The organism is Ruegeria sp. AO1 (genome assembly GCF_056535985.1).
The window spans coordinates 730,850-751,047 of the sequence record NZ_JBQFJC010000002.1; the positions used below are offsets into that span (position 1 = coordinate 730,850).

18 protein-coding genes are annotated in these 20,198 nt (G+C 55.8%); 1 reads left to right on the forward strand and 17 read right to left on the reverse strand.

What is annotated here, in order from left to right; genetic code table 11:
- Positions 1-5: 5 nt before the first annotated feature.
- The 3 genes from ACR3FB_RS21400 to ACR3FB_RS21410 all read right to left on the reverse strand — a co-directional run bounded on the left by ACR3FB_RS21400 (position 6) and on the right by ACR3FB_RS21410 (position 4,138).
- Complete coding sequence (locus ACR3FB_RS21400) at positions 6-1,034, reverse strand: glycosyltransferase family 2 protein (protein WP_425084662.1); 1,029 nt, start codon at positions 1,032-1,034, stop codon at positions 6-8.
- Positions 1,035-1,362: 328 nt separating this feature from the next.
- On the reverse strand, positions 1,363-2,739 hold the full coding sequence (locus tag ACR3FB_RS21405; protein ID WP_480566889.1) for a glycosyltransferase: 1,377 nt from the start codon (positions 2,737-2,739) through the stop codon (positions 1,363-1,365).
- Positions 2,740-3,010: 271 nt separating this feature from the next.
- On the reverse strand, positions 3,011-4,138 hold the full coding sequence (locus ACR3FB_RS21410; protein ID WP_480565244.1) for a DegT/DnrJ/EryC1/StrS family aminotransferase: 1,128 nt from the start codon (positions 4,136-4,138) through the stop codon (positions 3,011-3,013).
- A 1,100-nt stretch (positions 4,139-5,238) separates the two neighbouring features.
- Here ACR3FB_RS21410 and ACR3FB_RS21415 point away from each other — a divergent pair.
- The gene (locus ACR3FB_RS21415; RefSeq protein WP_480565247.1) at positions 5,239-6,369 is read left to right on the forward strand and encodes a hypothetical protein; all 1,131 of its coding nucleotides are present in this window, start codon (positions 5,239-5,241) and stop codon (positions 6,367-6,369) included.
- A 392-nt stretch (positions 6,370-6,761) separates the two neighbouring features.
- Here the strand turns inward: ACR3FB_RS21415 and ACR3FB_RS21420 are convergent, their stop codons facing one another.
- The 14 genes from ACR3FB_RS21420 to ACR3FB_RS21485 all read right to left on the reverse strand — a co-directional run bounded on the left by ACR3FB_RS21420 (position 6,762) and on the right by ACR3FB_RS21485 (position 20,165).
- Entirely contained in the window at positions 6,762-7,457 is a 696-nt protein-coding gene (locus tag ACR3FB_RS21420; protein ID WP_480565250.1) for an RraA family protein, read from the reverse strand.
- On the reverse strand, positions 7,454-8,149 hold the full coding sequence (locus tag ACR3FB_RS21425) for an alpha/beta fold hydrolase (RefSeq protein WP_480565253.1): 696 nt from the start codon (positions 8,147-8,149) through the stop codon (positions 7,454-7,456). The genes ACR3FB_RS21420 and ACR3FB_RS21425 overlap by 4 nt, the downstream gene beginning before the upstream one ends.
- The gene (locus tag ACR3FB_RS21430; RefSeq protein WP_480565256.1) at positions 8,146-9,270 is read right to left on the reverse strand and encodes a cobalamin-independent methionine synthase II family protein; all 1,125 of its coding nucleotides are present in this window, start codon (positions 9,268-9,270) and stop codon (positions 8,146-8,148) included. The genes ACR3FB_RS21425 and ACR3FB_RS21430 overlap by 4 nt, the downstream gene beginning before the upstream one ends.
- Before the next feature lie 10 nt (positions 9,271-9,280).
- A complete protein-coding gene (locus ACR3FB_RS21435) occupies positions 9,281-9,883 on the reverse strand; it encodes a class I SAM-dependent methyltransferase (RefSeq protein ID WP_170692608.1) in 603 nt (200 codons plus the stop codon).
- Entirely contained in the window at positions 9,880-10,839 is a 960-nt protein-coding gene (locus tag ACR3FB_RS21440; protein ID WP_480565259.1) for a cupin domain-containing protein, read from the reverse strand. The genes ACR3FB_RS21435 and ACR3FB_RS21440 overlap by 4 nt, the downstream gene beginning before the upstream one ends.
- Positions 10,840-10,987: 148 nt before the next feature.
- Complete coding sequence (locus tag ACR3FB_RS21445) at positions 10,988-11,977, reverse strand: nuclear transport factor 2 family protein (RefSeq protein ID WP_480565262.1); 990 nt, start codon at positions 11,975-11,977, stop codon at positions 10,988-10,990.
- Entirely contained in the window at positions 11,974-13,017 is a 1,044-nt protein-coding gene (locus ACR3FB_RS21450) for a LacI family DNA-binding transcriptional regulator (RefSeq protein WP_425084655.1), read from the reverse strand. The genes ACR3FB_RS21445 and ACR3FB_RS21450 overlap by 4 nt, the downstream gene beginning before the upstream one ends.
- The gene (locus tag ACR3FB_RS21455; RefSeq protein ID WP_480565265.1) at positions 13,017-13,781 is read right to left on the reverse strand and encodes an SDR family NAD(P)-dependent oxidoreductase; all 765 of its coding nucleotides are present in this window, start codon (positions 13,779-13,781) and stop codon (positions 13,017-13,019) included. Before ACR3FB_RS21455 ends, ACR3FB_RS21450 begins: the two co-directional genes overlap by 1 nt.
- Positions 13,781-14,833 carry an ester cyclase gene (locus ACR3FB_RS21460; RefSeq protein ID WP_480565268.1) on the reverse strand — a complete coding sequence of 351 codons (1,053 nt, stop codon included), beginning with the start codon at positions 14,831-14,833 and terminating at the stop codon, positions 13,781-13,783. The genes ACR3FB_RS21455 and ACR3FB_RS21460 overlap by 1 nt, the downstream gene beginning before the upstream one ends.
- Positions 14,830-16,161: a histidinol dehydrogenase gene (hisD, locus tag ACR3FB_RS21465; protein ID WP_480565271.1), complete on the reverse strand. Its 1,332-nt coding sequence runs from the start codon at positions 16,159-16,161 to the stop codon at positions 14,830-14,832. Before hisD ends, ACR3FB_RS21460 begins: the two co-directional genes overlap by 4 nt.
- Before the next feature lie 11 nt (positions 16,162-16,172).
- A complete protein-coding gene (locus ACR3FB_RS21470; RefSeq protein ID WP_170692619.1) occupies positions 16,173-16,703 on the reverse strand; it encodes an ester cyclase in 531 nt (176 codons plus the stop codon).
- Positions 16,704-16,707: 4 nt separating this feature from the next.
- Entirely contained in the window at positions 16,708-17,862 is a 1,155-nt protein-coding gene (locus ACR3FB_RS21475; protein WP_419739146.1) for a carbohydrate ABC transporter permease, read from the reverse strand.
- 1 nt (position 17,863) lies between these two features.
- Complete coding sequence (locus ACR3FB_RS21480) at positions 17,864-18,886, reverse strand: carbohydrate ABC transporter permease (RefSeq protein ID WP_170380322.1); 1,023 nt, start codon at positions 18,884-18,886, stop codon at positions 17,864-17,866.
- A gap of 67 nt (positions 18,887-18,953) precedes the next feature.
- Positions 18,954-20,165, reverse strand: a complete 1,212-nt coding sequence (locus tag ACR3FB_RS21485; RefSeq protein ID WP_480565275.1) for an ABC transporter substrate-binding protein — start codon at positions 20,163-20,165, stop codon at positions 18,954-18,956.
- Positions 20,166-20,198: the final 33 nt, after the last annotated feature.

The window sequence follows — 20,198 nt, forward strand, 5'->3', positions numbered from 1 at the left end:
ACTAGTCACTCACAGTGGTTTCTGATTGGTACCGAAAGGTAGTGTAGCCGCTTCATTTCACGCCGCCCAAGCGTAACGGTGTCCAGGATCAAGCCAGCAAAGAACGACAGGACGGAAATAACGGCGATGGTTGCGGCCAGAATTGCCGTGGGAAAACGTGGCACAAGCCCGGTTTCGATAAACTCGGCGATAATTGGGTATCCAAGCGCCAACGAAAGTACCAGCAGGGAGGCGGCGATTGCCGAAAAAAAAGGCATCGGGCGCTCTTCCTTTATTAAAGTGAGGATAAGCCGCAAGATGCGGAAGCCGTCTCGAAATGTGCTGAGTTTGCTTTCGGATCCGGGTAACCGGTCGATATAAGCCGTTTCCTCATCCGCGATAGGCATGCGCAACTCCAGTGCGTGCACTGTAAGTTCGGTTTCGATCTCAAAACCTCGTGACAAAGCTGGGAAGCTTTTAACAAATCGGCGCGAAAAAACGCGATACCCAGAGAGCATATCACGGGTGCGGTCTCCGAAAATCCACCGCACCAAACCGGTCAATGCCCAATTGCCGAACCTATGCCCGGGCCGGTAAGCTTCCTCAATATTCGTAACACGACATCCAGTTACCATATCAAGGTTCTGTGCTAGCAGCATATTTACCAGACGCGGGGCCGCGGCTGCTTCGTAAGTGTTGTCGCCATCGACCAGCACATAGCAATCGGCATCAACATCGGCGAACATTCGCCTCATGACATGTCCTTTGCCCTGTTGGGTTTCGCTGCGCACCACAGCACCGGCTTCTGTGGCTACCTCAACAGTGCGATCGTTCGAATTGTTATCGTAAACATATACCGTTGCGTTCGGGAGCACGGCTTTGAAATCGCGTACGACAATACCGATTGAAGCTTCTTCGTTGTAGCATGGTACAAGGACGGCAACGCTTGTCAGCGAAGGTTCAGTTTCCGTTGCATTCAGCTTTGGGACATCAATTTGAACCATAACACCAACTATAGCGAACGTTAAAATTTCAGTGATCAGAATAGTCGGCAATTTCTTCTAAGTTAAGAAGATAAAACCAAAAAGGGGGATCTCCTCAGGTTCGAGTAACAAAAAAGTCTCTCTGCGCCAATTGTTGTAGTTAAGGAAATATTCGACTGAACGTGCCTTCAGATACCGAAACTTCCCCTTACGTCTACCTCAATTACGGCAGCGTGGCTAGTTTCATGGCAGGTTCAACAGTCTGTGCTTCGGCCTGATAGCCCAAAAAGAGGACGCGATGATTCCATGTGACAAGGCATACTTTCCTTGTTTCACCCGTGTAGTTAAGCAATTGTTGGATGTCCAAGAAATGAGGATTTTTTACCAGGAATGAGCAACTCTAATTGCGCCGCCTAGTTTCTGCAGCTTTAGAAAAATGCGCCGTGCGCCGCGCAAAAGTCTCTTCGAAACAGTGGCTTCGCATGAAATCGCGACCTCGGCGAGCAGCTTGGGTCAATACTTCACGGTGCTGATCAAGTTTAGCAATTTGGTCTGCCAACTTTTCTGTATCGCCCAAAGGTGTTAAGAATCCGCTACGGGAATGCGCTACAATTCCCTTAAATGCTTCGTTATCAAAGCCAACTATTGGTAAGCCGCACGACATCACTTCTGAGTAGGTGCTCGACGGGTCACCTTGTGGGTGACAGCTGACGAATAAGTCCGGCGCATTTTTCAGAAGAGGAACCCATTCTGACATGAAATCGACGGGCGGGTGAACCGTTACCCGATCTTCAAGTTTAAGTTTTCGAATCGCGTCAACCAGTTGACCTCGCTCCGGTCCAGATCCGTAGATATCAAATTGAAAGTCGACACATTTTTTTACAAGCTCATGCGCAACGAGGGGAAGATAGCGCGTCCCTTTCATTGGGACAAAACGACCGCCGAACAAAAGACGGAGACGTTCGCCTTTTTTCAATCTTGCCGCCCTTCTTTCCAGGTCCTGGTCGCTCGCCACATCGGCTTTTCTGACGCGATTGTCAAAAAAAAGGAACGCGTCGGGGCGCTCAGGTTTATACGCTTCGAAGACTGGTACACCATTGCACTGCAGTCCGGCCAGCGAGCCAAGCAAGGCTCTGCGTGTTCGCTCCGCGTTCCGAATCCAGATTTTCCTGCGCAACTTAATGAGTGGGTTGACCGGCGATGCATCGATGATCTGAAATTCAGTTTTCAGGGTGTATTCGCACACGTGAATGACCGGAACCCCGAGTTGAAAACACTGCCGCGTCATCGCCCCCTGACTGGGATCAAGAAATCCTACCACAGCCCCTGCGTTTTGAAGGCGAGAGATCAAGGTATCAAGTGTTTTTGGCTGTTCCTCAATCCGGTGTTGCGCATCGCAATCTGCCTGCACCTCAACATGGTCCATATCTGTTGAGGGAGTCCGAGAAACTTCGGCAAGCGAGGTCACAGGGCCATCCCAGTGTTTGGCATATTCAACCGCGCCATCCAAGTACTTTTGCGTTAGAACCAATCCGCCGTTGGGTCCTCTATGAGCCTTCAACACCGGTATTAGAATAAGTTCATTAGACAGGCCGCGCTCGATCAAAAAATTTTCCAAAGGATTGTAGAAGTCATGACGGCGTGTAACGTAGCCCTGATCCGGAAGTTCGCCAACCTGAAATTCAATGGGCTTATCCAAATATTCTAGTTTTCTTGTGCAGGTATGGCGAACTCGATTGCTCTGACCAAGCACGGATCGAATAACCTTAGCCCACATTCTGAGCGCCACACATGCGAAGCGTGGCAGGTTTGGGTCGCTGTAAACCTTAACTTTCCGCGGACGGCCAAACGACCAGAGGTTTTAGTGTTGCCGGCCATTATGGGCCTTCGAAGAGTTGCTCAATCTGTTTGAATATCGAGCAGATAGATTGCTTAAGGAGGATTCACAGGTTTGCGTACATCAGCCTGTCAAAGTTGGTTGGGCGGCTTCTGAACTTGGGCGCTGTCTAAGGCACGATTTGTTCGTTGCGACCGGAGGATAATCCACATCAGTGCGTTGGACTTAAAACTATCTCTATGATCCTGTCCTGAACAACCGATGGGAGGTCAGGATAAATCGGCAGGCAGACAATGCTATTCGCAACTCTCCGGGCTTTTGGAAGATTCGACGGCTCAGCTGAAGGATGATGTTGAAAAGAAGGTAAATCGGAAACCAAAGGATAAAAGTAGCGCCGAGGAAAAATCCCTTCCGCCTCCATTGTCGTGCAAAGTTCGTCGCGGGACAGCGCGTAAGTTGTATCAAGAAGTATAGGAAACATGTAATAGTTATATCGCACGTCCAGTGAAGGCTGAACCAAATGTACTCCCTGTGTGCCACTAAGCCGAGCAGAATATTTTTTTGCAATCATCATCCGTTGATGGATGATTTCATCCACATAAGGCAGTTGCGCCAAGCCAACTGCTGCGTGGAGTTCGCTCATCTTGCCGTTTAAACCAATCTCTGGCACTGAGGTTTCATGTTCTATACCGTGATTGATCAAGCGCTCCACAGCTGCCTTTGACTGTTCGTCGTGCGTGATAACGGCGCCGCCTTCGAAGGTATTGAATACTTTGGTGGCATGAAAGCTAACAACCGAGCAAGTTCCCAGATTTGTTAAACTCTGACCATTCGACTTCACTCCAAATGCGTGTGCAGCGTCATAGATCAGCGGAATACCTCGGCGGTTGGCAATCTCTTCAAGTGCGGCATGGTCGCAGGGATTTCCGAAGCTGTGTACAGGCATAATAGCGGCGGTGTCCGGGGTTAGATGCCTTTCCACTTGTTCTGGATCAAGGTTAAGGCTTACTGGATCAATGTCCGCAAAAACCGGTTCTGCGCCCGCAAGTACAATCGAGTTTGCCGTTGCGACAAAAGAAAAAGGAGACGTGATAACCTGGCCTTTTACCTTGAGGCCGCGCAAAGCCGCGATACAGCCACTGGTACAGTTCGAAACAAGACTTAGATGCGCGACACCCAGATAATCTTGTAGTGCCACTGTGAGTTCTTGCGCCAGTGGACCGCCGTTTGTGAGAACACGAGAGGACCATATCCGTTCAAGGTAGGGCAGGACATCACCTATTTCCGGAAGGCCAGGCCGAGTGACAAAGGTCGGACGACGGTTTTCCAAATCAAGCATTCCTCAAACACAAAAACTGACAGCTTACGGGGTTGGCGATTCTTGTCATATTTATACGCAATTTAGTCACTAGTATGTCGAGAACTTCACCACTCACGCTTCAATCGGCTACACAAATGAAAAATGCTTATAGATTATGAAAGTGCGCGTCTTCCTGTGGATTTCGCGATACATTTTCGGTCTTGTTGACACTCCAAAGTGATGGGTTCGGAGATAACTGTGGCATAGATTGCCATGATTTGGATAACAACGCTATCCTGCTCAACAAAGCTCAAGGAACCGCCCGCTCCGTTTTGTGGATATCCCAAAAAAGCTGGATAAAACAAAATTCTGTTGAATTGCCAAGCAGAGTGGCCAGAATGGGTACATGTTCTGGCAAGGTTCCATAGCAGTTTGAGAGCGGGCGTTCTGAAACCCAGATTGGGCTGAAGCTTCCGAGCAAGGAAAAACAATTCATCAAATTTCTAAGATGGAACTTTGCTGATGCGGATGCATTCAATCAAGCAAGCTACCGACTAAAGATCTGTCTTGTGCGACGAAATTTTAGGCATCGCTAGATTGGGACATACTTCTATGCGCGGGGGCAAGGATCGATAGTCCCAAAAGTGACTGCATCCCCCGAGGTGAAATGGAAGGACCTTCTGGGTGAACCCGCGATGCACGTGAGTTGCATACCAGTTAGTTGCGTTGTCGAAATCCAGCAACAGCTCGATATTCAACTAAGACCGGAAGTTCGCTCAGTGACCCTTTGCTCTACTGAACCAAATTCAGGGTGAAACAGGGAATAAGATCCCGTGTTTGTTCGATTTACCGTAACTGAAGTTTCCTTATGCTTTTGCAACTATTTCGACGCTGCAATTTTTCGATCTATTCCGATACCTAGACTGATCATGCCCTCAGTCAGCGGAACTTCGCAATTCTGATGCAGTCGCGCAAAATTTGTTCCGGTGAAAGTTGTTCAAAACATTTCCCGAATTTATTTCAGAACCAATACGTCCTTCAGTCACCACTCGGCGCCTTCTTGAGAACATCTTGAACGCAGCTTAACATCCTGACCAACAATATGTTTGAACAAATTTGATCATTAAGGGTGGGAATACATGCTGTTTGGGTCAAGGCGCTTTAACGTGTTGCTTGTTTCATTTGTTTTTCTTGTGTCGATAGCGCTTTTATTGCGGCGTCTGATTTATTTGACCAAAGCTGGTGGTGGCGAGTTTCAGCACGCGGATTGGTTGGTGAACTTTTCAAGTGGTATCGTTCGACGGGGCATTTCGGGTGAGTTCTTTCTGAAACTTTCCGAACTGTCGAATGTCAGTCCCCTGGTGTTGGTAAGCCTGGTACAAGCGGCTTTGACAATTCTGATAATTGTGGTGCTTTTCTGCAAAGGCCTTTCACTAAAAATGCCGGATGTGGTTGTGATCCTTTTGGTCAGCCCTGCACTCGTATTATTCTGGGTCAACGATACTACGTCTGCGTATCGCAAAGAGCTGATTGGTTTAGCCGCGTTCCTTCCATTGCTATTTGCCAGAAGTAGCGGTTTTATCGGAACTATGACCGCCCTAATTCTCTATGGCGTATCTGTCTTTTTTCATGAAGGAAATTTAGTTTTGGCTCCGGGGTTGAGCGTAGCGTTTTATTTGCGTCACGGAAAACAAGCGTCGCTTGGTCCAATTGCATGCCTATGCTTAATCTCGCTGACAGCAGCAGTGTTTTCCACAGTTTATGTCAGCGTTCCGGATACCGACGCTATGTGCTCACGTCTGTTGGACGCCGGGCTGTCGGACCGGTTGTGCGGCGGGATATTTCCATGGCTTGTAGACGGATTTGGAGGTACGACCTCGGCGGTTAAGATCATAGTGCTGGATCGAGTGAATGTTCCTGTCGTAGTGTTGATGACTATACTTTTGATGTTGCCTTGTTTGTGGGCAGCGACCCGGGTGTTAAGTGGCGGCTTTGAATGGAGTCTGTTTCTGTTGAGTGCTTGCACTCCATTTCTGCTTTATCCGATCGCCACTGACTGGAGCCGTTGGTTGTCGATGCAGGTATTTGTAATGACGTTTTTACTTTTGATCCTTGCAGAGACCCGGGATGGCTTGAAACTTCCAATGCACAAGTTGCCCTATGCTTTGGTTTTGTGTTTTTGCTTATTGATCGGGATCAACCAGATCGCGCCTGAACCAATTGAAGGCTTTGCCTTTAATTTCGTTCATGCCCTGTTGGTTGTTCTGTGATGGGGATTTGCGTTGAAATACGGGTTGCAGCGGTAGTTACTTTTTTGTGGACTTAGCGTTGGACTTCGTGACGGCCTAACGATGTCTACGCAATCTCTGCATTACCGCTGCTCAAGTTGGTCGTGTTGTTAGTTTTGGAACCCAATCATCCCTAAAAGAAAGAGTGGACTGGCTGTTCAGTCAACACGGTTTTGAATCTGGCCGGTTCTAAGGCGCCATCTGACGAACGGTTATGCTCCGTCAATCCTGGTTTCTGGCAACGTTACAATAAGGCTGCCTTTGTCATGCACCGACCAAGATGTGAAGGTCAGACTTGGACTTGTGATGTCATTCCAGAGACTTGAGCTCTGTAGCCTACTATTCGGTCGAGGTCTGTCACTCGTTTGCAGCAATCAAACCCTTGCCTTTTCGAACTCGGCCCATGCGGTTTCGAAGGTTTCAAAATTAAACCCGGATTGGCGTGCAGCATCCAACACGATACGCTCTGTCAAAAGCAGTTTCTGGATCGCCGCTTCCAGTTGCACGATAACATCCTCTGGTATCACCAGTGCTCCATGACGGTCAGCGTGTATCAGATCACCTGGGCTTACCATCAGACCAAACACGGAAACCGGTGTAGCAATCTCGCGTATGTGGACGAACCCATGGCTCGGGCCGATTGAACCGGCGACGACGGGAAACCCATCGGGTAAGTCCCCAAGATCACGCATCACGCCATTGGTTACGACCCCCGACATACCAAACCCTTTGTGGACCGACGTGTTGATCTCACCCCAATAGGCGCCGATACAGTCCGGGTAGTCTACATCCTCAATCACCGCGACAGATGGCTCTGGGGCCTCAGCCATATACTTGTAATAGGCCATGCGTCGCGCCCGGATCACATCTGCTGGCTCGGTTGGCGGGTGAATGGCGGCGATTTTGGCGGTGCGTGCATAGCCGACAATTGCTGGCTCATCGGGGGCAGAGCACAGCATGGTACCCCGGGTGAACTGATCAAAGCCTCGTTTGCCCTGCGCCACTTCAATGGCGTTGCATACGGTGGGCGTGTCGACCTTGCGAAGCAGAGACAGAAGCGATGGGGTCATGAGTCCTCCAGCCAGCGGATCAGGGCCGCTGTGGTTTCTTGTGGTTGTTCCAGTGTGGGCAGGTGCCCTGCGTCTTCAATGATCGTTAGCGCGCTGTTAGGCAGAAGATCGTGCATGAGTTGGTGGCGTTCGACAGGGCAAAGGCCGTCGACACGCCCGCACAGAACCAGCGTTTTGCCGGTATAGGCCGAAAGGGTCGCTTGTTGGTCGTGGCGATCCATCAGCGCTTGCGACTGACGTAGAAAGACGTCCGGCCCCAGATCCGTGGCCATAGCCATGCAAAGATCTAGAATAGCGCCCTGTCGCGGACCATCCGCCAGATAGTTGGGCTTCATCTCATCGCGCATCACCTGCCGCAAGCGCCCCTCGCGCACGGCGGCCATCTGTGGCGCACGGCGTGCTTTGACCTCGGACGCTTCTGCCAGCGGGTTGGTATCCAGCAAAGCCAGCCGTTCCACCCGATCCGGGGCCTGACGCAGCACTTCCATCGCAACGATCCCACCCATCGACAGCCCCGCCAAAGCGAAGCGAGGAGGGGCGTTGTTCAGAATCTCGGCGGCCATGACCCCGACGCTGTCCTGCTGGCTTAACGGAAAGCTCATCAACGGCACCCTGTTTGACAGTGCGTCGATCTGCGGACCAAAGAGGCGCGCATCGCACATCATGCCAGGCAACAAGATCAAAGGCGTCATGACGCAGCCAGCTTTGCCCCTGCCGACAGCGCCGCCAATTTGGCATAGGCGATCTGCGGATCAACCGCGCCGAAGCCTGCGAAGGTACCAAAACCGCAATCGCTGCCTGCAATCACCCGATCCGCCCCAACGATGCCCGAGAACCGGTCGATGCGCTGCGCCACAAGCTCGGGGTGTTCGATGAAGTTCGTGGTGGTGTCGACAACGCCGGGCACCAGGATCTTGTCATCGGGAATCTCATTTTTACGGTCGCGGAACACAGTCCATTCATGGGCGTGTCGCGGGTTCGAAGTTTCAAACAGCACATAGCGCGATTTGGTCGCCATCAGAGTGGAGAACACCTTGTCCATTGCGATGTCACAGCAATGCGGGCCCTCGTAATTGCCCCAACAGATATGCACGCGCACACGGTCTTGCGGGACGTTCTGCAGAGCATGATTCAGGGCCTCGACATGCATATTGGCGATCTTTACGAACGCGTCGTCCGACAGATCGGTGAACAACATATGGCGCGAAAGGGCCAGATCGGGGCAATCCAGTTGCAGGTCCAGACCGGCGGCCACGATGGTTTCGTATTCTTCTTTCATCGCATCGGCCAGCGCGGCCAGATACGCCTCGCGCGTTGGGTAGTGGTCATTCTGCAGAAACAGCGAAATCACCCCTGGCGACGCGGCATTCATGAAGCCTCGGTCGATCCCATGTTGGGACATCGCCGACTTAAGGTTTTCGATGTCCTTTTGTAGCTCGCCTTGCCCTTTTGAACGCACCTCGCCTGTACACATGGGTCGGGCATATTTCGGGGTGCCGCCATCATCAGCCAGGCGCTGCAAAAAGCTGGGAAACATCTTCAGATCCGCAGGTGCATTGCGCGGGCTGTCACCGGAAAAACCGGTATAGCGGTCCTTGACGTAAGTGGCGTAGGAAATCTTCGAGGTCTCGCCATCGCTGACGATATCCACCCCGGCTTCGACCTGTCTGCGCACCGTCTCGGAGACCGCTTCGGTCATGCAGCCATCAAAACCCGCGGCATCATAGGGCTTGCCGTTTTCACGGGCGAAGATGTAATCCACCACGTCCTGCGAGCGGGGCAGGGATCCAACATGCGTGGTCTTTACGGTCATCGGGGCCTCCTCAGATTTTGCGAGCCATCAGGATTGTGTGGCTTTGGGTTTCAGGGTCTTCGGCCAGAAACCCGGTCAATTGCAGCCGGTTCTCTTCAAGGCAAACAGCATAACCTGCCGGAGACAGCGACGCGTGATAGACACGTTCCGATCCAACGGTACCACTGTCCTCTCCTGCGCGGGGACCGACGGTCAGCATCAGCATTCCACCGGGCCGCAAGTGACGGGACATACGGGCGATGCAATCCCTTTGCTCGTCCGCTGTCAGATGGAAAAAGCTGTTCCAGGCAATGATACCGTCGAATGTCTGATCCAGTTCGAAATCGCGCATATCGCCATGACGCCAATCACCATCGGGCCAGCGGGTCCGGGCAATGGCCAGCATCGCCTCGGAGAAATCGACACCCGTGACGTCAAAGCCTTCGGCCTTGAACCACCGCGCAATGGGATCGCCTGTCCCGCACCCTAAATCCAGAACGCGATCGCCGGGCTTCAGGCTGGCAGTGAAGCGCGCCAGCCAGCGCGCTTCGAACAAGGCCTTTGAGCGGCGCTTGTCATAGTCAGTCGCCTGCCGTTCATAAATGGCATGCGTGTCGTTTGGATCTGCGGTCATCCTGTCCAGGTGGCTCCTGCCGGGTCATCGGTCGCTGTAATCCGGTACAGACCTGCCTGTCCGGTCATCGACGGTTCAACGCTATAGCGTTCCCCCGGCAGAACCAAGGCGGTGTCTCCATTTGACAGAGTGGTCTCATACCCGTCAATCGAGATGCGCCAGTGACCGCTTGCTGGCATAAGGACAACCGGCTTTTTAGCGACAACCGGATCATTCACGCTTGAACCGCGCCCGAGGAAGTCGACCTCGAACCCCGGTTTGTCTTTGATCAGAGCGTTTTCGCCGATCACCGGTGCCGGTTTATTGGCCGACAGCGCCATCAGATCCCAGTAGCGGGCAACGTATTTGCCCACCACATCCTCGACCGGTACTTCGGGGTAGTTTTTCAACTGTTCCTCGGTCAGCAGCGGCATCGGGCGCACGTTGTGGGGCAGTTCTTGCCCTTTCTTGCTGTCATACAGCACGCCATTGTCACCCAGCATCAGCCCGTGGGCCTGCGCGTCCTGAATGACTTGCGGCGCCCAGGTCACGCCACCCCCGGCATCGTCGCCGCCGAGGATCGACATGATCATCCCATAATCCTGACCGACATTTTCGAACCCGCGAAAGATGCCGGTTGGAATGTTGAAGATGTCGCCTTCTTCGGCAATGAACTCACCCGCAGTGCCATAGCGACCCCAGAAAAACCGCCAACGGCCCTTGGCGACAAAGAACACCTCGGCCGTGGTATGGCTGTGCAGAGAATTCCGGCATTTCGGAGGCTGGCCCGCAGCGCCGATGTTAAAGCCGATCTTGTCGGTGATGTGGACGTGTTGATCGGGGCTTTCGGACACGCCGCCGCCGATGATGGTGAAGTTTTCCTTCTGATCGCTGCCCGGCGTATGGGCGTCGATGAAGGCGGTTTTGCAGGGTTGCAGCTCGCCGTAGCGGACGATGCGTTGTTGGCTGGTGCTCATGATGGTCTCCTTGAAAATGGGTGTGATGGGATCAATCCCGTCCCCCGGGAGGTCGGTTATTCAAACGCCGCGCGCGCAGCGAGGCGCGATGCGTGTGAAAGCGCCGCGCCGCCTGACTGGTGTTCAGGGAGAGGCCCGTCGCAGCCACTCAGCCCTCCTGTCCTTGTAGCAGGATCTGTTTCCAGACCGAGGTCTCGTCGAACAGGGTGTATTCTCGGCGCAGCTGCGGCTGGCCGGCGATCAACTCGCCGAACTCGCCGTGGCTGATGCCCAGAACATAGACTTGCGCACCGGTTGGCGCGCCAAAGACGCCCCAGCCATCATGCTTGCCCCACAGGCTCCAGCGTATAGCAGCGCGAGGGGGCATATTCGGGTCGTCGCGGCCAATCTGGTGTTCGATCTTGAATTCGGCGTTGGGGAAGCTGGCGCGCAAACCCATCCAGAACCGATCCACTGAGTCCCAGCCGTGACCGGTGATCCCGCCTACATATTCGGACTGAACAGCGCGATCATATTCGGTTTCGATTGCGCCCATATCGGCATTCATGATCCGGGTCAGGATGTCGGCGTAACGCTGCCCCCATTCATTGTCGTTGCCGGTGCCCTTGTAGGGGCCGGGCTGGTCGATCTCGGGTGTCAGAGGTTTGACGCAGTTCTCAGGTCCACCTTCGCGCGCGATCAGATCGGCGGCGTATTCCTTGGGGTCCCAACCCATCTGACGCACGATCGCCCCCTGATCGCGGATCAGCCATTCGTCATTGATCTGATTGTCGATGGCGTGGCAGTCGGCGAGAATCCGATAGCGCAATTTGGTTCCGGTCGCTTTACCGTAAACACCCTCGGCCAAATGTGTCGCGGTCGAGATGATCCGGTGCGAACTCAGCATCCCCTCTTCCGGCGTACCGGACCAAATAACATCCTCGCCCAGCAATTGACGGTCGGGAAATTCGGCCAGCGTCGCCATGGTCGCGCCGATGACGTTCTGGTTGCCCAGCACCACCGACCCGGGCGAGCGCACGACGATATCCTTGCTGTAATAGTCATGCAGCGTGGCGATGCCGCGATCTTCCCAGATCTCTTTGGTGATCCCGATGATGTAGTCCGGAAAATCCCGGAATTTCGGATCAAAGCCCTTCATGTCTCGGTCCTTTGTGGTTTCCACCCCTTCGGCAAACGCGCCGAGGTCCGCACGATCAGCGGCCCGTCAATAGCCACTTTGCGTGGTTCGGCCGTGGCCGGGGTGTCGATATGGTCAAGCAATGCGGTGACGGTTTCAGCCACCATCAGATTTGCGCGCTGGCGGATCGTCGTCAGGTTGTAGGCAGGCCACCCGGCGGGCGGCACGTCGTCATAGCCGATGACCGAAACATCCTCGGGCACACGCAGACCCAATTCGAAGCGGATCACGTCCATCACGGCCAAAGCCATGTGATCATTGGCCACAAATACCGCGTCGGGCCTTTTACCGGGGGCAACATCAAACATCCGGCGGGCGGCGGCCCGGGCGTTTTCGGTGTGGAAATCTCCGACATCATGGGCGAACACGTCCTGCCCGCCTTCGGCCAGGGCCGCACGGAACCCGGCCTCGCGGTCGCGCTGGGTTGAGGCGCCCTGCCAACCCGCGATATAGGCGATACGCTTATGCCCTCCGGCCAACAGAAACTCGGCCACTTTGCGGCCCCCCGCATAGTTGTCCGAGGCCACCGTGGTGATCCCGTCCAGATCCTGCGTGCGGTTGAACAACACAACCGGAACACCGGCCTGCTGGCAGCGCGTGGCAATATCCGAGGACATCGGAACCGAGGCCAGAATTACCCCGTCAACCTGATAATCCAGAATCTCGTCCATCACGTCGTCAATATTACCGGCCGAGCGTGAGGCCATGAAAATCAGCACGTGATAGCCCTGTTCCTGCAGCGCGTTGGAGAGTTTTTCTAACGCCTCGGGGTAGAAGTAATTCTCGAGATACCCCACCACCAGACCAATGATCCGGCTTTTGCCCGACACCATGGCGCGGGCCAGAACATTGGGTCTGTACCCGAGTTCGGCGGCCGCCTTGCGCACTTTGTCTTCGGTCTTCTTGCTGACCGAGGCACCGGGCGTGAACACTCGGCTGACCGCCGATTGGCTGACACCGGCCAGCTGCGCAACCTGCAGGGATGTGACTTTTTCAGCCATCAGTCCGCCGTCCACCCGCCGTCAATCAGCATCGAGGTGCCCGTCACCAGCGCCGAGGCGTCTGAGGCCAGATAGGTCACCGCGCCCATTATGTCTTCAACCTCGCCCACGCGGTCGAGCTTGATCTTGTCCATGATCCACGCGGCGCGTTCTGGGTTGTCGAAGGTGGATTGTGTCAGCGGTGTGCGGATGAAAGTCGGGCAGACCGTGTTGATGCGGATGCGTTGTTTGCCCCATTCGATCGCCATGGCTTTGACCATCCCCTCAAGCCCGTGTTTGGTGGCGCAGTACAGCGCCCGGTCCACACCGCCGACATGGCCCATCTGGCTTGAGATATGGATGATAGACCCCGGCCGCTTCGCCGCCAGCAGCGCCTTGGCTGCGTAGGACGACAGGAAATAGGCCGAGCGCAGGTTGATATCGGTCACTGCGTCGAAATCCTCGGGCGTGGTGTCGATTGCCGGGCTATGGCGAGCAGTTCCGGCGGAATTGACCACCACGTCAAAAGCACGGCCGTCGAACAGCTGTTTCAGCGCCTGCAAGTCACCCTGATCCACCACCGCGGCCTCGGCCGACCAGCCCTGCGCCTGCAGCGCGGCGACGGTCTCAGCCAGACGTTCCGCCCCGCGCGCCGCACAAACCACATGCGCCCCGGCTTCGGCCAGCGCCACGGCGCAGCCCTGACCGATACCCGAGGAGGCACCAGTAACCAGCGCGGTTTTACCGCTCAGCGAAAAAGAGGGGGTGCGGGGCAGGTCATTCATCAGCTCATTCCATCTGGTATTTCAATTCGGCCCATATTCCGGGCCTTGTTGAATTCCCGCAGACGGGCGAACACGTCAACGCCAAGTTGGCGATAAGCGTCCAGAAGATCGACCAGAACCCAGTTTTCGCGGATCAGGCCATTCTCGAGCCGCCAGAAATCAAGGCTGCGCATGGTGATCCGCTGGCCCGAGGGCGCAATCCCCATCCAGCCGTCATGGGTTACCGTCTGGATCATGTTCGGCCAGCCCGTGACCGCGGCGTAGTCGCCATCGCCAAAGAAGTGATAGGTGATGTCATCCACATACTTCCCGCGATCCGGCATCCCGTTCAGGAACGGAATCTGGTGCCAGTTACGAAACCCAGCATAGCCGCGCCCGGTACCGATCCCGGCGGGGCCGTACCAATTCATGCGGGGATGCCAGAACTTCTCCATCTCCATCACCTCTGGCCCGCCTTCTGAGGGGTGTTTCTTGAGGTGATCCAGCATGTCGATGATGTGCTGGCATGTTTGCTGGCCCTTGGCGGCATCATATGGCCCTGGAACCAGACCATCCTGCGTCGCGGGACCTGGCACATGCCATTCGAGCCCCAGACTTGGGGCCATGGGCCAGGCGTTGGCCTGCATCATCACTTCGGGGATGTCCCACAGCGCCTGCATCTCAACGATCTTGCCGTCGCGGAAGCGATAGAATTCATGGAACCGCATCGTCACCTGATGGCCAGTCGGCGGGATATCCAGCCAAGGCCCGGTGAAGGTACCGGTATAGTAGCCGCCGCAACCGACCCAATCCGCGCCGTGTTCGTCCGGCCCGGCTGTGACAATGTAGTCGCGCCGTTCCAGATCAGGCCACGCGTTCAGCAAACCTTTGTAAGCGGTGTCATAAAACGCATCGCTACCGTTGCTGTCGCCGAACGGGTGGCACAACCGAAACAGGGCATCCGGAGCGCTGACAGTTGCCAGCGCCTGACGCACACCCGTTTCTGTAAAGTCATACATAGCTGCCCTGATTTGCGCGATCAGCGCTTTGTGCTGCGTATGGATGTCACTCATTCCGCGGCGTCCCGATAGGGGGCGGCCTCGCCATAGGGGACGTTGATCCCGCCATAGCGGCGGACACGGACGTTGCATTGCTCGGCATGGCCCACGAAGCCTTCCAGCATACAAAGGCGCGAGCCATATTCGCCGATCAGCGTCGCCGCTTCATCGGTCAGAACCTTCTGATAGCTGTGGGTTTTCAGGTATTTCCCTACCCATAGCCCGCCGGTATAGCGCCCGGCCTTTTTGGTGGGCAGCGTGTGGTTGGTGCCAATCACCTTGTCACCGTTCGACACATTGGTGCGCGGCCCAAGGAACAGCGCGCCGTAGCACGTCATGTTCTCAAGGAACCAATCATCGCGGTCGGTCATCACTTGCACATGCTCGGATGCGATGTCGTCGGCGACTTTCAGCATCTCTTCATAGGTGTCGCAGACAATCACCTCGCCATATTCGGCCCAGGACACTTTCGCGGTGTCGGCGGTGGGCAGGATGCCCAGCAGGCGGTCGACCTCGGCTAGAGTATCCTCGGCCAGTTTACGCGAATTGGTCAGCAGCACGCAGGGGCTGTTGTAGCCATGCTCAGCCTGACCCAACAGGTCGGTTGCGCAGAGTTCCGCGTCTGCTGCGGTCTCGTCGGCGATCACCATGGTCTCGGTCGGGCCGGCAAACAGGTCGATGCCCACACGGCCAAACAGCTGGCGCTTGGCTTCGGCCACAAAGGCATTGCCGGGGCCAACGAGCATGTGGACGGGATCAATGGTTTCGGTCCCCAGCGCCATCGCGCCGATGGCCTGAATGCCGCCCATCACATAGATCTCATGCGCGCCGCCCAGGTGCATGGCCGCAATCACCGCCGGGTTCGGTTTGCCCTGAAACGGAGGTGTACAAGCGATGATGCGCGGCACGCCCGCGACGCTGGCTGTCGCCACCGACATATGGGCCGAGGCCACCATCGGGAACTTGCCGCCGGGCACATAGCAACCCACCGACTGCACGGGGATGTTCTTGTGGCCCAGTATGACGCCGGGCAGGGTTTCAACCTCGATATCCAGCATCGAGTCCCGCTGCGCCTGTGCAAAGTTGCGCACCTGCTCTTGGGCGAACTTGATATCGTCCAGCTCGCGGTCGGTCAGCTGGCCGATCAGATCGTCGATCTGCTCCTGCGACAGGCGGAACGAGGCGGGGGAATAGTTGTCGAACTTCTCGCTCAGCTCGCGCACGGCGGCATCACCGCGGGTTTCGATGTCTTTCAGCGTGGCCTCGACCACGGCTCGGGTCTTTGCGTCATCTTCGGCCCGGTCAGCGTCGGATTTGCCGCGTTTCAGATACTCGATTGCCATAATCCTGATCCTTACTTGTCGGGGCGGGGCGCGGTTTTGTCACCCCGGTCATAGGCTTCCCAGCCCTCACCGTTAAACAGATCGACCCCCAGCTGCGCGGCCACATGGGCGAAATCCACATTCACCCAGTTATCGACGATCTTGCCGTCGACAACTTTCCAGAAATCCATGTAACGGATTTCAACCCGCTTTCCGGTGGGGGCGATGCCCAGAAACTCGCCGGAATGGGTGGCTTCTTGTCGGCCAAAGGCGGCGGCCCATTCGCCCATATAGAGGCGTGCCTCATCGATGCAGGTTTTGTCCGAAAACGCGGCCTGGAAGGGGCGCTGCCAGTTGTCTTGAAACTCCTTCAGGCCGGTCTTGGTGCCACAGCCCTGATTGCCCATCCAGCGGAACCCCTTTGAGAAGAACTCGCCGATATCGTCAATACGGTGGTCGTTCAGACCGTCCACCATGGTTTCGATCACGCGGCGCGTGTCTTCGGTTTTGCTCAGATCCGTATCACGGGTCAGAACGGCTTGTTCCGGGCGGGAACCCTTCATTTCTTTATCCTTTTACTGCGCCAGCGGTCAGTCCGCTTACGATTTGGCGTTGGAAGATCATCACAAGGAAGAACAGCGGGGCGATGATCGAGACCGCAGCGGCCACGGCGACCACCTGATCGGTCGTGGTTGTTTCGCGGTTGAACATGCCCGCAATGGCAGGGACCATCGTCTGGTTCTGCGCATCGAGCAGCAGCGAGGTCACAAGAAAGTCGTTATAGGCCAGCAGGAAGCTGAACAGCCCAGTCGTAATCACTCCCGGCCACATGACCGGCATGATCACGCGGCGGAAGGCTTGAAAGTGGTTGCAGCCATCAACCCGCGCCGCCTCGTCCAGTTCGGCCGGAATGTTCTGGAAGAACGAGCGCAGCATCCAGATCGTGAACGGCTGGTTGATCGCAACCAGCACCGCGATCACGGCGAAAGGCTTGCCATAGAGCGTCGGCGCGTTCTCACCCAGAATAGGCGCCAGCCATTCGGCGGAGTTGATGAAGACCGGCAGATAGCCCGCCACCAGAACCGAATGTGGCAACGCGCGAAAGATCAGCGCGATCAGCAAAATCCAGAAGGCCAGTGTCGAGCCCGACCGCGCCAGGCCATAGCCGGCCAGCGTACCCACGGTCAGCGATACAGTCACAACCCCGGCGGTCACGACCAGCGAGTTTTTGAAGTTGTTGGAAAAGCCCCGGTCAACCCAAACGGTTTTGTAATGCTCGGTCGTCACGCCCAGCACGTCGCGGCCCAGTGGGCCGAACAGCGGGTTCAGCACGTTCAGTACTGCGGGCAGGACTACAAAGAACACCAGTAGGAAGGCGATCAGGGCGACAAGCACTCCGACCACCCAACCGAACCATGCCTGACCCGGCGCGGTGTATTCCTTGATCTTCGCGGGCAGCACCTTTGTCACGACCATGGCTGCGCCCCAGATCACCGCGATCCCGAGAATGATATCTAGAACCGAAAGTCCGTTCCCTGTGGCCAGCGTCGCCGGGCCAAAGATCACGTTCAGCGCGTTGCTGTCATAGGCGTCCACTGGGGATTTGACGCTCATGATCGCGATCCAGACGATCGGGAAGGCGGCGACAAGGCACCAGAACGCCAGGAAGATGTTTGAGGTCAGCCGCAGGCTGAGAGGTTGGCGAAGCGCGCGCGAGGACATATCAGTGGCCTCCTTTATGGTCGCGCCAGGTGCGGCGCAGCGGCAGGATCAGCAGAATGACGATCCCGATCATGGTCAGCATCGCGCTGGCCGAGGCCCGGCTGATCGACCGGTTGCCCGCCTGATCCGGCACGAGGAAGTCGAAGGTCAGCCATTGCAGCGAGATGACATAAGCCTGACTGGAGAAACCGACGATCTCTTCGAACACCCGGTAAGCGTCCATCAGGTGAATCATCGATACGAAGATGATCAGCGGCATCAGATGCGGAATGACGATGTATTTCATCCGCTGCCAACGCGTCGCCCCATCGATCACGGCGCTTTCTAGACTGTCTTGATTGACGGTCTGCAGCCCGGCATAGAACACAACGGCCGCAAACGGGGCCACGTGCCAGACGCGATAGAACATCATCAGGATTTCAATCGTCCAGGCCTGCGCGAACAGGGCGATGTCGCGGTTCAACCACCATTCCAGCAGCGCTGTCAGGATGCCGTCACCGCGGAACAGCCAGTTGATCGACAGCGCGCCGATCACCGGCGTGATGATGAAGGGCAGCAGAGAGATGAAGATGACCGGCCCGCGGATCGACCCCGCGGCGTTATTGATCAGAACCGCGATGCCCAGCCCGAACCCGATGACCAGAGGCAGCGTGATTAGCGTGAAAGTCAGCGTAAACCGCAGCGCCTTCCAGAAGTTGATGGTGGACAGGACGGACCAGTTGCCCTCGGTGATCGCGCGCCAGGCCCGCTCGGGTTCAAGCACGTTGCGATAACTTTGCAGGCCGACATATTCGGTCTGTGTGATCACCTCGCCATGTTCGTCCAGCTTGGGCTGCGATTTCTGCTCGGTCACACAGGTCTGGGTCAGGAAGCCAGGGGTACAGGTTTCGACTTCGACCATCTCATAGACGGGTTGGGTGATGTAAAAGCTCTGCTTGAACACGCTGACCAACGGGAAAGCGATAAAGAGAAGCATCATAAAGACAGAGGGGCCAACAAAGGCGGCAAATGTCCTGAAATTCATGGCTCTGCCTTTCTCATGGTTCTCGGGTAGGAAATTAGGGAGGGCACGGGGCCCTCCCCGGGGAGGATCAGTTGCTGATCAGACCAGCTTCTTTCGCGGCGGTGATGTAATCCGCCTCGATATCGGCCAGCGCGGTCTGTGCGTCCTTGGCGCCGGTCAGGTAATCGGCCAGACCATTGCCCAGCGACGTATGCATTATGCCCATCGGACCGGAGGCAGGATACGGTTTGGCACCACCTTCTGCCGAGGCCGCAGCGCCCGCAGCCAGCTCACCCGGTGTGTACGCCGTGCTCAGCCAAACGGCGGTGTCATTGTTTGCGCCAACCATCTCGGCATCGATACCTTCCATCACCAGACGGAAGGCCGCGTCTGCTTCTTCATCGCTCATGTTGGAGGCCAGGACGATGCCATCCCACCAAACGGTCGTGGCCGGAACCGAGGATCCCATCGGCGCTGAGGCCATCGTGACCTTGCCGACAACTTGGCTTTCAGCTTCATCATTCATGGCAGCTGCCCGGCTGGCCCACAGGTTGGCCATGGCAATCTTGCCCTGTTGGAATTGCTGCTGGACATAGGTGGAATCAGAGACCAGATACTCCGGGTCCATATAGTCTGTCATCGCTTTCAGCGTTTCCAGTGCGGCTACGCCTTGCGCATTGTTGATTGCGGGCATGTTGCCCTCACCAAAGAACGCGCCGCCTTCGCCAAGATACATGTTGACGAATTCCTGGCCAAGGTTCCAACCGGTCTTAAAAGTGCCCCCGATCGGATAGTCCATTACACCGGCTTCTTTGATCTTGGCCGCTGCGTCTATCACTTCGTCATATGTCTTTGGTTCTTCAATGCCCAGATCAGCCAAAACATCATTGCGGTACATCAGGTGCTGCGCATTGACCATGAAAGCAATTGCCATTGTCTTGCCGTCGACTTTGATCAGCTGGTTCGGCAACAGGTTTTGGCCGTATTTTTCGATCAGATCATCCAAGGGCCGGATTGTACCAGCGTTCAGCAAAGGCACGAGGGTCGCGTTGGAAACGCCGCCGATCTGATAGAGCGAGGGGTCGGCAGCGAAAGCTTCGGGCTGCTTCTCGCGGAATTCCTGATCCAGCGAGGCGCTGAAATTGCCGCACTCGGCCATCGCATCCGTCACCGCTTTCCAGGCTTCGAACCCCGCTGACAGCGATTTCAGCGGCACTTCGTTTTCATAGGAGCAGGCTGCCGATGCACCGCTTGCCGCGATGGCCATGGCTCCTGCCATTAGGATCGTCTTGAGTTTCATGCGTTTCTCCCTGTCAGGATGGGTCCGTCGTCG